The organism is Gillisella terrae (genome assembly GCF_004801395.1).
Taxonomy (GTDB): Bacteria; Pseudomonadota; Alphaproteobacteria; order Rhizobiales; family Rhizobiaceae; genus Allorhizobium; species Allorhizobium terrae.
In genome coordinates, this window is sequence record NZ_SSOA01000012.1 from 104106 (window position 1) to 115715 (window position 11610).

12 protein-coding genes are annotated in these 11610 nt (G+C 55.6%); 4 read left to right on the forward strand and 8 right to left on the reverse strand.

Going from position 1 to position 11610, the window contains the following annotated elements; all coding sequences use genetic code 11:
* Positions 1 to 13: 13 nt before the first annotated feature.
* Positions 14 to 1234 carry a helix-turn-helix domain-containing protein gene (locus E6C51_RS17780; protein WP_230987424.1) on the forward strand — a complete coding sequence of 407 codons (1221 nt, stop codon included), beginning with the start codon at positions 14 to 16 and terminating at the stop codon, positions 1232 to 1234.
* 1152 nt (positions 1235 to 2386) lie between these two features.
* Here the strand turns inward: E6C51_RS17780 and E6C51_RS17785 are convergent.
* The 8 genes from E6C51_RS17785 to E6C51_RS17820 form a co-directional block, all read right to left on the reverse strand.
* The gene (locus tag E6C51_RS17785) at positions 2387 to 2818 is read right to left on the reverse strand and encodes a MucR family transcriptional regulator (protein WP_146937041.1); all 432 of its coding nucleotides are present in this window, start codon (positions 2816 to 2818) and stop codon (positions 2387 to 2389) included.
* Between the two features lie 418 nt (positions 2819 to 3236).
* On the reverse strand, positions 3237 to 3602 hold the full coding sequence (gene mnhG / locus E6C51_RS17790) for a monovalent cation/H(+) antiporter subunit G (RefSeq protein ID WP_146937040.1): 366 nt from the start codon (positions 3600 to 3602) through the stop codon (positions 3237 to 3239).
* A complete protein-coding gene (locus E6C51_RS17795; protein ID WP_190236978.1) occupies positions 3602 to 4015 on the reverse strand; it encodes a cation:proton antiporter in 414 nt (137 codons plus the stop codon). The genes mnhG and E6C51_RS17795 overlap by 1 nt, the downstream gene beginning before the upstream one ends.
* The gene (locus E6C51_RS17800) at positions 4012 to 4485 is read right to left on the reverse strand and encodes a Na+/H+ antiporter subunit E (RefSeq protein WP_190236979.1); all 474 of its coding nucleotides are present in this window, start codon (positions 4483 to 4485) and stop codon (positions 4012 to 4014) included. Before E6C51_RS17800 ends, E6C51_RS17795 begins: the two co-directional genes overlap by 4 nt.
* A complete protein-coding gene (locus tag E6C51_RS17805) occupies positions 4482 to 6047 on the reverse strand; it encodes a Na+/H+ antiporter subunit D (protein WP_190236980.1) in 1566 nt (521 codons plus the stop codon). Before E6C51_RS17805 ends, E6C51_RS17800 begins: the two co-directional genes overlap by 4 nt.
* A gap of 58 nt (positions 6048 to 6105) precedes the next feature.
* Positions 6106 to 6483 (reverse strand): Na+/H+ antiporter subunit C, encoded by a 378-nt coding sequence (locus tag E6C51_RS17810; RefSeq protein WP_146937031.1) that lies wholly within the window; start codon positions 6481 to 6483, stop codon positions 6106 to 6108.
* The gene (locus E6C51_RS17815) at positions 6483 to 6902 is read right to left on the reverse strand and encodes a Na+/H+ antiporter subunit B (RefSeq protein ID WP_146937029.1); all 420 of its coding nucleotides are present in this window, start codon (positions 6900 to 6902) and stop codon (positions 6483 to 6485) included. Before E6C51_RS17815 ends, E6C51_RS17810 begins: the two co-directional genes overlap by 1 nt.
* Positions 6899 to 9277: a putative monovalent cation/H+ antiporter subunit A gene (locus E6C51_RS17820; RefSeq protein WP_190236981.1), complete on the reverse strand. Its 2379-nt coding sequence runs from the start codon at positions 9275 to 9277 to the stop codon at positions 6899 to 6901. Before E6C51_RS17820 ends, E6C51_RS17815 begins: the two co-directional genes overlap by 4 nt.
* 420 nt (positions 9278 to 9697) lie before the next feature.
* Between E6C51_RS17820 and msrB the strand changes: the two genes are divergently transcribed.
* The 3 genes from msrB (at position 9698) to E6C51_RS17835 (ending at position 11596) form a co-directional block, all read left to right on the forward strand.
* The gene (gene msrB / locus E6C51_RS17825) at positions 9698 to 10108 is read left to right on the forward strand and encodes a peptide-methionine (R)-S-oxide reductase MsrB (protein WP_146937025.1); all 411 of its coding nucleotides are present in this window, start codon (positions 9698 to 9700) and stop codon (positions 10106 to 10108) included.
* 266 nt (positions 10109 to 10374) lie between these two features.
* The gene (locus tag E6C51_RS17830; RefSeq protein WP_146937023.1) at positions 10375 to 10740 is read left to right on the forward strand and encodes a helix-turn-helix domain-containing protein; all 366 of its coding nucleotides are present in this window, start codon (positions 10375 to 10377) and stop codon (positions 10738 to 10740) included.
* The gene (locus tag E6C51_RS17835; protein WP_230987427.1) at positions 10733 to 11596 is read left to right on the forward strand and encodes a DUF6456 domain-containing protein; all 864 of its coding nucleotides are present in this window, start codon (positions 10733 to 10735) and stop codon (positions 11594 to 11596) included. The genes E6C51_RS17830 and E6C51_RS17835 overlap by 8 nt, the downstream gene beginning before the upstream one ends.
* Positions 11597 to 11610: the final 14 nt, after the last annotated feature.

An 11610-nucleotide genomic window follows, 5' to 3' on the forward strand; every position in this document is an offset into this window, starting at 1 on the left:
CCAACGGGTTGTGATGAAGGAGCATTTGCGAATTTCGTCGCAATCTGCGACCTGTAACACGTTACAGGTCGCCGCCAATCGCGATCCGGGGCATAAACCTATCCTCTTTCATCGTTTTGATTTCCGTGCGGCCATGATTTTTGTTCCAGTCTCTTTTGTTGTAGCCCTGTTTCTCAGCAGTTTCTTCATCCGCATGGCGCGTGACGATGCCGGTGGGCGCGCAGCGGCGCGCCCGTTTATGGTGCTTCTGGCCGTGATGACGGTGCAGTCTGTTGTTGTCGGCTTGCGCTGGGGCTATGGCATGGTGGGGTTGATGCCGCTGATGTCGGTGCTAGCCGCCAGCATTCCGCCGCTCAGCTTTCTGGCCTTTCGCAGCCTGACCCAGCAGGCGGCAGGCTATAGCGTGAGGGACTGGCCCCATGCCCTGCCGGTTTTGCTGTTGCTGGTTTTGAACGTGCTGTGGGGCGCGCCGATTGATGCGGCCCTCATTCTGATTTTCATGGGTTATGGGGTGGCGCTGTTTTGGCTGGCGCGGCACGGACCGGATGGCTTGAGCGCTTCAAGATTGGATGGGGCCTTGCGCTCCTATCGCTCGTTGCAATTGATGGCGGCCTCGCTGATTGCATCCTCCTTGAGCGATATTTTCATCAGTCTTGATTTCAGCTTGGGCGATGGGCGGCACGTGCCCATGGTGGTCTCCGCCTTCATGACGGTGATTTTGATGCTGCTCGGCTTTGCGGCAACCCTTGCTGAGGCCGGATCGGCCCGCGATAATGATGATGACGGGAAAAATAGCGGTGCCGGTGAGAAAGCCGCCAAGCCGGACAGCGACACCGCAGGTGAGCGCAGCGCCACCGAGGACGATGCCCGCATTGCGCAGGCACTTGATGCACTGATGCGTGATAAAGAACTCTATAAAGATGTGGAGCTCAACCTGAGCAAGCTGGCGCGGCGGCTGGGCCTGCCGGTTCGGTCGGTGTCCAATGCGGTCAATCGGGTGCATGGCATCAGTGTCTCGCAATATGTCAACAATTACCGGGTCTCTGCCGCCTGCCGACTTTTGGCCGACACCGACCAGCAGATCACCACCATTGTGTTTGAATCCGGCTTCATGACCAAATCCAATTTTAATCGCGAGTTTTTGCGCGTCACCGGCCAAAGCCCCAGCGCCTGGCGCCAGCATCACACATCAAGCAATCAATACAGCGCAAGCCAGGACCGGCAACAGGTATAAAAAAAGCCCGCCATAAGGCGGGCAATAGGGGTAGTGATGAGGGCATTCTTGAGGGGGGCATCATGGGGTCGTGATGCGAAATTGTGAACCTCAAGGTTGATGCAAATAGGGGGTACACGTTTGCAATCAATAATGTTCTAATAATTGAAATTCTTCTACGAAAAGTGAAAATCCATGGTCAGCAAAAGCTGCTGATATTTGCTAAAATGCACTGTATTTTTGCAGGTTTACGGCAAAGCTGGATGCCGGTTTCACACAGCACGACACAAACGTTTTTAGCGCGTGAAGAACCCCTCACCAACCCTCCCCACAAGGGGGAGGGAGTCTGTCGCATTCCGTACGGGTGTGGGAGTTCTCACCAAAAATCATTCAAAAGCACAAACTGAACGACGTATTCTAATGAATAATTTCTTACAGCACCGTGCGCCATATATGGCGCACAAAAGATGCTGTAACACTCTAAAACTGCAGCGTAATTCCTTAAATCGATTCCGATTTAAGGAATTACGCAGTAGAGTTTGTCAGGGAAAAGTGGTCACCGGTTTTACTGATCAGACAAACGAAAACAAGGGAATCGAGAGTCTGTCTGGTTCAATCTCACAGTACACGACGCATAGGTTTTACCGGATAGCTCACCCCCCTCTGTCCTGCCGGGCATCTCCCCCGCAAGGAGGGAGATCGACAAAAAGCAACCCTATTGCTCAACAGCATACGTCCTATGTGTCGGAAATCACGAGTTCATTGTGAGAAACGAGCGGGAACGCCTATCCGATCTCCCTCCTTGAGGCGGGGTGAGGAGCGGTCCGCGAAGCGGAGTAATCGATCCAGTGAATCGATTGCAGCAACGAACGCTGGCAAGCCAGAGGGGGGTAAACGGCACATAAAGGCGTTTATGTCGTGTACTATGGTTCAGTTTGAGCCTGACAGGGGGCTAGAGTGTGTTTTGCTGGCCACATAGGGCAATCGCTGCTGTCAGGTTGCGCAAACCAGAGAGGCTACAGCGCCGTGCGCCATATATGGCGCACGGCGCTGAAGCTCTTTAGTTCTGATGTGTAATTTTCTCTTTAAACCGGTAACGGTTTAAAGAATTATGCAGTAAGGCTCTGGTTCGAACACCATAATCATGCGTGAAAAGCCGAGCTGCCTGAAACCTTACTTGGCGCGACGGCGGCGCTGACCGAGGCCCATTTCCTTGGCCAGACGCGAACGGGCTTCGGCATAAGCGGGCGCAACCATTGGGTAATCAGCAGGCAGATCCCACTTTTCGCGGTATTCTTCAGGGCTGATGGCGTGATGCGTCATCAGGTGGCGCTTGAGCGATTTGAACGAGCCGCCGCATTCAAGGCAGATAATCTGGTCGCCTTGAATAGACTTGCGCACAGCCACGGCTGGCTTTTGCTTTTCAACCACCGACACCACCGGGGCAGGCGACGATGTGTTGGCCAGCGCGCCGTGAACGTCCGAGATCAGATGCGAGATGTCCCCAATTGGCACAACATGGTTTGTCACATAGGCAGCAACAATTTCTGCCGTCAGTTCTACAAGTAGATCGTTCTCAGACGACCCAAATACGCCTTCAGTCATTTCTTTCTCCTGTCATCTACTTATCTGCGGATCGTTTGCCACCACCGCTGATCATTCGTTGTGCCAGTAAAACCGGCTTTTTATCGTCGCCTTACGCTATTTCTACCATAAATCCATTTGGATCCCGGTGTGTTCTCAAAACCTCAGGTGCCACAGGCGGGCACAGCCGAGATCAATAAGCTCTTCACGCATGGGACCGGGATGTTTGTGCACGATTAAAAAGTCTTGCTCAAATTTTGCCGGAGCGAATATTCATGACGAATATCCAGTGTGAAATTAAATAGCTCGGTTATTGGATTATCAAGATCGATAAAAAAGTCCAGTTCCGATTTATAGATTTCTATAAGTGAGTAGAAATGTATATCGTGCAGAATATGATGCAGGCTCTGCTCTTGAGATACTTAACAAGCGTGACTGTTCACGTTTTGTTAACCATAGCATTCTTGGAATTTGTCTCGTCATTGCTCATTTCATCCAGCACGGTGGCGGCCGCCAGCGGATAGCCAACGTGGTGGGCGGCCTTGGCCAGCAGGTGCGCAGACACAGGTGCTGTCAGGATGAAGAAGAAAAAACCCGCCACAGCCCTTGCGAATACAGTGAGTTCACCCGAATAAAGGCCCACAGCGAGTAATAAAAGACCGGAGCCGACTGTGCCAGCTTTGGATGCGGCATGCATGCGGGTGTAGAGGTCCGGCAGGCGATTGATGCCGATTGCAGCAATAACCGAGAATAATGACCCTGCAAGGATAAGAACTGAAATGAAAATTGCCAGCGCGAGTTCCATTACTTTGTCTCCTTTTGGGACAGGTCGGATCTAATATTTGCCCGCTCCTCGTGGGATGTTTTTTTTCCCTTTTCCACAGCTAATTGTTCGGCCGCCGCACGTATTGCCGGCTCTGTTTCCTCCGAATCACCGATCTTGCCGCGCAGCATGATGTAGCGGGCGAAAGCAACCGTGGTCAAAAAGCCCACCAGGCCCAGTGAAATGGCAATATCGATATAGAGATTATAGCCGGAGCGAATCGCAAACACGGCAATAAAGCCGATCACAATGGCAACCAGCATATCCAGCGCCAGCACGCGATCGGGCAGGGTGGGGCCACGCATGACGCGATACACCGTCAGCAAAAAGGCGATGGCCAGAAGAAACAAACCGGCGTTGCCAGAGTAATGAATCAATGTTTGCGCCGGGGTCATTGAAACACCTCCAGAATTTTACGCTCAAATCCGTCAGCAATATCGCGCCTTGCCCCTTCGGGATCGCTGCAATCGAGGGCGTGTACATAAAGTGTCTTGCGATCTTCTGACACATCCACCGACAGTGTGCCCGGTGTGAGTGTGATCAGATTGGCCAGCAGGGTAATCTCGATATCGCTGGTGACCTTCAGCGGATAGGCAAAAATACCCGGCTGCACATGGAGTTTTGGTGACAGAACCAGCACGGTGACTTTCCATGCGGATTTGGCCAGCTCTACCAGGAATAGGCCAAACAGCGAGAAGATCCGCACCATGCGCACGAGGTAATTGGCACTATTGACCTGCTCGCGCAGCAGCCAGACGATGATAACCGACAGACAAAAGCCAAACAGCAGGTTGTGCACCGTGGCACTGCCGCTGACCGCTACCCACATCACGCCCATGAGCAAATTGACAATCAGCAATCTCATGGCTGCGGCTCCCTGGAAAACACTGAGGTGATGTAGGCGGTTGGGTCAAGCAAGCCGTCGGCGGCGTCTTGCGACAGGTGGATCAAGGGTTCGGGAAACAGGCCGAACCAGACAATCAGGGCGGTGAGTGCCACAATGGGGGCCACAGCCAGGCGCGGCAATGTCAGTTGTTTCTCAAAGCTTTCGCCCGTGGGTTCAGGCCGCCAATAGGCCAGCACAAACACACGCGCCATGGCGATGGTGGTGAGAAAGCCCGCCAGCAAAATGCTGAAAGCCATCCACCATCCGCCAATATCGAGCGATGCTTTCAGCAACATGGCCTTGGGCCAGAAGCCGGAAAATGGCGGCAGGCCGCTGGCTGCAAAAAACAGCGCCAGAGACAGAAAGGAAAAGGCTGGATTGGCGCGATAAATCCCCGCCAGTCCGTGCAGGGAAAATGTGCCGCTCATGCGCCCGGCAAGGCCGATGACAAAGTAAAGGGCAGCCATCAGCAACATCGAATGCAAGGCATAGAAAATGGCAGCGCTGACGCCCGCCACTCCGCCTATCGCAATACCGGCCAGCATATAGCCGATGCCGGAGATAACGATAAAGCCCATCAATCGGCGGCTATCGGCCTGCGCAATGGCCCCGAGCGCGCCAATCACCATGGTGGCGCAGGCGGCAATGCTCAAGATCAGGCTCAACTGTTCGCGCTCCACCGGCAGCAGCATCACCACCACACGGATCAAACTATAGATACCCACCTTGGTGAGCAGCGCGCCAAACAGGGCGGAAACGACAATGCGTGGCGTATGGTAGGAGGCGGGCAGCCAGAAATTCACCGGAAAGGCGGCGGCCTTCATGGCAAAGGCCAGGGTAAACAGCGTCGCCAGCGTCATCAATGGTGCCGTGTCGCGCAGGTCATTGGCCTTGCGGGCAAGGTCGGCCAGGTTGAGCGTGCCGAAGCTGGAATAAACCAGACCGACGGTGATCAGAAACAGCGTGGTGGCAATCAGGTTCAGCACCGCATATTTCAACGCGCCATCGATCTGTTCGCGCTCCGACCCCAGGATCAACATGCCGAACGACGAGATCAGCAAGACTTCAAACCAGACATAGAGATTGAAGAGGTCGCCGGTCAGAAATGCACCGCTGACACCGGCCATCAACACCAGCAAAAACGGAAAAAACCCATAGCGGCGACCGGAGGTATTGATGTCGCCCAAGGCATATATGCCGCCCGCCAAGGCCACAATGGCCGATGACAGGGCAAAGAGTGCGCCGGTCAAATCCACCGTGAAGGCAATGCCAAACGGCGGCAGCCAGCGGCCCATCATCACGGTCAGCGGACCATGCACGGCGACATGATAGAGCAAGACGGCATCAATCAGCACCAGCAGAGCAAGGGCAGGCAGCGCTACATAAGGATGGCGGCGGGTGTGCTCGCGCATCATCATCAATCCGGCACCCACAGAAAGGCACAGTGCAACGGGCAGAATTGGCAGCCATTGCGCCCATGTTGTTGGTTCGCTGACCAAAGCTGCGGCAAGGGCTGTGGCGTCTATGTTTGATGCGGCCATGCTGTCCTGTCGTCTTTCTTCAAGCTATTCGCGTTTCATCGTATGGGCCGGGTGCGGATTAATAGCCCAGCGGCGGCAATGGCGGATTTTTTGGCTCGGCCAGCCGCATCTCATCTGTGTCATCCGTGTCGAGATCCTGATAGGCGCGATAGGCCAGCACCAGCAAAAAGGCAAAAAAGGAAAACGAGATAACGATGGCAGTCAGAATCAGCGCCTGCGGCAGCGGGTTGGCGGCGGTCATGGGCAGGGTTTCTTGTCCAGCCAGCATGATGGGTGGCACCTCGCGGGTCAGGCGGCCTGCGGTAAACAGCGCCAGATTGACCGCATTGCCAAGGATGACAATGCCCAGCAGCACGCGCACGATATGGCGCGACATGATCAGGTAAAAGGCGGTGGTGGCAAACAGGCCAACGACAATCGAAAAAATCGCTTCCATCAGTCATGATCCCTTTCGGCCAGCGATAGCGCAATTGAGGTAATCGCCCCCACGACCACCAGATAGACGCCAATGTCAAAGCTGATCACCGTGGCCAGCGGCACTTCCACGCCCAGAATATGCGGATAGATCCACAAGCCGGTCATAAAGGGCACACCGGCAAAGGCCGACACAAAGCCCGACAGGCAGGCGACCAAAAGGCCAGCCCCGGCAATGGAGAGCGGATGCGCCCGCAACGCCCGGCGCACGGCCTGCACACCAAAGGCAATGCCATAAATGGAGAAGGCGGAGGCCGCGATCAAACCACCAATAAAGCCGCCGCCGGGTTCATTGTGGCCGCGCAGCAGCACAAACAGCGAAAACAGCAGCATCAGGGCGGTAACGAACGGGGTGACGGTGCGTAAAATCAGGGTGTTCATGCGTCGCCTCCCTCAGATCTGATCTCTTGCGGTTTGGTGATAGCAGCGGGGGCGCGCTTGGGCGCGCGAATGCGGATCAGCGCCAGAATGGCAAGACCCGTGATCATGACCACCGAGATTTCACCCATGGTATCCACGCCGCGGAAGTCAACAATGATGACGTTGACGACGTTGGAGCCGTGCGCGATGACTTTGGAATAGCTGTTGAAAAATTCGGTCAGGGTCTGATCCAGCGGGCGCTCGGTGACCTTGAGCAGCATCAGTGTGAGCCCGACACCTGTCACCACCGCCACCGTGCCATCCAGCAGCACCTGCGGCAGGGGGCGGTGATCGCTGGGGTGCAGTTTCAACCGCGTCATCACCAGCGCCAGAATGACCACCGAGAGGGTTTCGATCATAAACTGGGTAAAGGACAGATCAGGCGCGCCAAACAGCAGGAAAATCACCGAAATGGCAAAGCCCTGAATGCCCAGAGAGACGATTGCCGTCAATCGGTTTTCCGATTTCAGCACGGCAAACAGACCGGCCACCGCAATCAGCAGGAAGGCCGCTTCGTGCAGCGCGATTTTGTCTGGAAGCGCGGGCATGGCTGGCAATTCGCCAAACACCACCATTGGGATCAGGAAGGCGCAAGCCGTGATGATCAGGGTGACCGTCACATAAACATCCAGCCGCCCGCCGTGAATGATATTGGTGAAGCGATAGGCAAAGCGCACCAGTGCCGTCATCAGAACATCAAAGCCGCGATCCGGCCCCGGCCCCATGGCATCCAAAAGCCTCGCCAGCAGCGCACGAAACGCTGTGAGTTGCCAAAACAGCGCAACACCCATGGCAATGGTCAGCAGCGATAGGCCCAGTGGAATGCCAATATGGGGCACCACACTGATCTCCACGCTGCGGGCTTCGCCCGCAACCGCACTGACCATCGGAGTGGAAAAGAGAGCGTGAAACGTGCTTGAGAAAACGCCTGCCAAAACCGCCAGCACCCCAAGGGTCAATGGTCCCAGCCACAACAGGGCGGGGCCTTCATGGGCTTTGGTGGCGGCTTCGGACTTTTGGCCCAAAAACGGCTTGAAGGCGAGCGTCAAGCCGGTGACCATCATCAATGCATTGCCAACAACGGCCACGGTTGTGAACAGGATGGCGCGAAGATTGCCGCTGGCAAGCGAGGCATAAATCTCTTCTTTCGCCAGAAAGCCAACAAAAGGCGGCAGGCCCGCCATGGACAATCCACCCAAAAGGGCGGCAGCAAAGGTGATGGGCATGGGCTTTGCCAGACCACCCAGCTTGGTGACCTCGCGGGTGCCTGCCTCGTGATCAATGAGACCCGCCACCATGAACAGCCCGCCCTTGAACAGCGAATGGGCGATCAGATAGAGCACGGCTGCGGTGATGGCATGGGGAGAGCCAAAGCCGGTCAGCATCACCATCAGACCCAGCGAGGCAACGGTGGTATAGGCCAGCATTTGCTTGAGGTCGGTCTGGCGCACCGCGATCACCGAGCCGACAATCAGCGTGACACCGCCAAAAAACGGCAGGAGGATTTCCCATGCGGGCGTTCCGCCCAGCACCGGTTGCAGGCGCATCAGCAGATAGACACCGGCTTTGACCATGGTGGCCGAATGCAGATAGGCCGACACCGGGGTGGGGGCCTCCATGGCGTTTGGCAACCACACGTGAAAGGGAAATTGCGCCGATTTGGTAAAGGCACCGCCCAAAATCAACAGCAGTGTCACGAGATAGAACGGGCTTGCTTTGACCAGATTTTCGCTGTGCACCAGCATGGAAAGCTGGGTGACGCCGGAAATATTCCAAAGCAGGATCACACCCGCCAGCAGCGCCAAACCGCCGCCACCTGTGACCACCAGCGCTTGCAGGGCGGCGCGGCGCGAGGCCGCTCGGTCGCTGTCAAAGCCGATCAGCAGGAAGGAGGTGATCGAGGTCAGCTCCCAATAGACAAACAGCATCAGAAAGCTGTCGGACACCACCACGCCCAGCATGGCCCCCATGAAGAGGAAAATGAAGGATAAAAACCGCCCCTGTTGCGGATGGCCTTTCATATAGCCGCCGGAATAGAGAATGATCAGCGTGCCGATGCCGGTAATCAGCAGCGCAAAGGTCAGCGACAAGCCGTCCAGAAACCATGAAAAACTCAGGTTCAGGCTCGGCACCCAGGCATAGCCGCCGGTCACGGCACCGCCAGCGGCAATCTCTGGCACAAAGCTTGCAAATTTCAGGAAGGATAGGAAAGGGATGATGGCCAGAAGCCATGCCGCCTTATGTCCAAGCCGGTGTGTCAGCGTCGGTGCCAATAATGCGCCCGCAAAGGGCAACAGCAAAGCCAGCAAAGTCATACCGGCGACATCAGCGATCATCTCGTCTCCTGTCGTCATCCTGATATGCGCCCGCATAACGGTCGCATTCATTTTATCACGCCATGCGCTCTAATTGCGCGCAATTTCCCGTTTCGTATAGCTTATAGAGCCGATGGCGCAAGCGGCACGAGACGTTTAAAATCAGCGTTAAACTAGGGATCAAACCCGTCGAGTTCCAGTGGTTAAGGGCGATTTTGTGGCTTTTCTGCCCCATTTTCTGGGTTTTTGCCGCATTTGTCGCACGGATGAGGTTTTGCGAGCTCCATCAAAAGCACGTGCAGAACGTGACATTTTTTTGTAATCGTCACTTTGTCCACACCCCTATCCTGGGTTTGGAGGCCGTTGCGGAGGGGTGGCATGCTTGTAAGGCGCTCTGGAACGCTTATCTTTATGGCAGGTTTTAAATCAAGGAGATGGCGGATGACGGAGACGAAAGAGAAAAAAGTCGAGCGCTCGGAACAGGAATGGCGCGAGCAGTTGACGCCTGAGCAATATCGCATCTTGCGTGAGCATGGCACCGAGCGCCCGTTTACCGGTCCCTATTGGGATAATGTGCAGCCGGGGCTTTACCGCTGTGCGGGCTGCAACACGCCATTGTTTTACTCGGATACCAAGTTTGACGCGGGCTGCGGCTGGCCGAGCTATTTCGAGCCGGTCAAACCGGATGCGGTGAAAGAATATCGTGATACATCCCATGGCATGGTGCGCACAGAAATTCGATGTGCGACCTGTGATGGTCATCTGGGCCACGTGTTTCCCGATGGGCCAAAGCCAACCGGCCTGCGTTATTGCATCAACGGCTATTCGATGGTGTTTGAGCCTGCTGAATAAAACGTAAGCGCTTTATATCGCTGTCTTGCGGTCGCCCCTCATGGGGCGGCCGTATTTTTTTTGTCTTATGTTCACACCGTTGAATGCAGATCCCCTTAATTCTCAGGGGTGTATATCTTGCAGATGTGGAAAATAATCCTGTATATCTGAGAATCAATCGATAATTTCTCTTGTAAATCAACGGCATTTTTAATTTCTATTCCCCGTGTATTCACCCAGATTTTTGACCGTGATATGAATAAAATCCTATAAAGGGGAGTTTCAAAATGGTCGAACAACACGCGGATAGTTTCACAAAAATGCCCTCGACCAATCATGTCCTGTGCCACTCGGTAAACAAGGTGACAGAGGAGATGTTGGGGGCCATTCAGGAGCCGGTTTTGCGCCGGGGCGATTGCCGTCGCCAGCGTTGCCAGATCCGGCAGATTTCCATGTATCTTTGTCATGTGGTTCTGGGGTTGCCGCAACATGAAGTGGCAAGCGCCTTTGGCTATGACCGCAGCACGGTCAGCTATGCCTGTCAGGTGATTGAAAATCGTCGCGACAACAAGGCGCTGGATCAGTTTATCTCCTCGCTGGAGCGGGTTGTTGCGGTGTTGGGCACGCTGGCCAAGGCGGTGCCGCATGGTTGAGCGCGGAACGGAGCAAATGGCATTGCCACCCAAGGACACCACCAAGGCCATGGTGCGTCTGCTGCGGCTGGCCCGCAACCCAGTGCTGATCCGCCCCGCCCATGCAGGCGCGTTTGATGTGCTGCGCCGCGACGACGACATGGTGCTGGGCAGGATTCAGGGCGAGGTGTTGCAACACGCGATCTCGCAAGGTCTGGTGCAGCAAAAAGGCGACTTTCTGGAGGCAACGGCTGAGGCGAGCGCGTTTTTGCAAAGAGCGCTGGCAGAGAAGGATGAAGAGCGCTTTGCCGCCCAGCATGGCGCATTGACTGACGCGGTGCTGGTGGAGCATCAGGGGCGGGCTTGCGAAAGCCAGCACGTCGTTCGCCGCAATCTGGACGATTCTCCGCTCTCAAGTGTGGCGCGCTTGCGCGACAAGGCGGGGGCGGCTTATTTCCCGCGTGACGCCATTGATGCCGGTGAGCGGCTGGCTTCAGATTTTGAGCGCGGACATTTGCAGCCACGGGTCACGGCATCATGGGAGCCAAGGCTTGCGCAAAAGCAAAAGGGCCAGCGCTCGGCAGCCACCGACCTCAGCGACAGCGCGCTTGCAGCGAGAGACCGTGTGACAAAAGCGGTGATGGCCTTGGGGCCGGAATTATCCGGCGTGGTGCTGGATGTCTGCTGCTTTGCCAAGGGGCTGGAAGTGGTGGAGCGTGAACGGCAATGGCCAGCCCGCTCGGCAAAACTGATGTTGCGCACCGCGCTTATGGCGCTGGCCCGTCATTATAATCCGCCGAAACCCTCTCGCCAATCCGATCTACGCCATTGGGGTGAGGCCGATTATCGGCCTAATATGGCAAGAATGGCGGGGTAGCGCGGCTATTCCTT